This is a genomic window from Hymenobacter sp. B1770, from assembly GCF_049896385.1.
Taxonomy (GTDB): domain Bacteria; phylum Bacteroidota; class Bacteroidia; order Cytophagales; family Hymenobacteraceae; genus Hymenobacter.
This window is the reverse complement of record NZ_JAFCUF010000090.1, coordinates 1-562: the sequence shown is the minus strand read 5'-3', so window position 1 is coordinate 562 and position 562 is coordinate 1. Positions and strand designations below refer to the sequence as shown.

The following is a 562-nucleotide window of genomic DNA, read 5'->3' as shown; positions in this document are numbered from 1 at the left end:
CTAGTCGCAATACTCCTGGTAGACCACACCCCCAGCCGCCCAGCGAAAGCGCGCAAGTCCAGGAGCTGGTTGTCGTTGGTTTAGTTCTTGTCGCGGGTAGAACCCCGGGCATAGATGGCGGCGGTCATTTATTGCATTTTGTTGCTGGAAATTTTCACATCGTCGATTCTTGTTTCCGAATACATTCGAAACCCGGGGTAACCGGACATAAACTTATTGGCATGCATTTCCTCCAGTCTTATGCCTGTTATAGTGCGATTCCCTTTTCATCATCGACCAATGCCCACATGTAAACAGGGATAGAAATTACTGTACCCTCTTCTGAGTTCTTATTCATTACATGCTTGACGTTAGCATAGCAAAGTCTTTTAACAGGAAGGATTTGAAGAATTTTCTTCATCACAATTAAGCTAATTCTTCGTCCATAAAGCTAAGTCCATAACGTTCGAGAATCGACCGTGGCTGTTGCAGAACGCGTGGCCGGGCAGGTGGCCGATTTCGTAGAGGGAGCATGCAAGGCAAGAAGCAGTACCTCGACAAGGAGGTGGTCCGCTTTCGGCTC

1 protein-coding gene is annotated in these 562 nt (G+C 47.9%); it reads left to right on the top strand.

The features are described from left to right. Positions 1–293: hypothetical protein (locus ACP7AJ_RS21625; protein ID WP_426062315.1), on the top strand; the 293-nt coding region annotated here is incomplete at its 5' end. Positions 294–562: the final 269 nt, after the last annotated feature.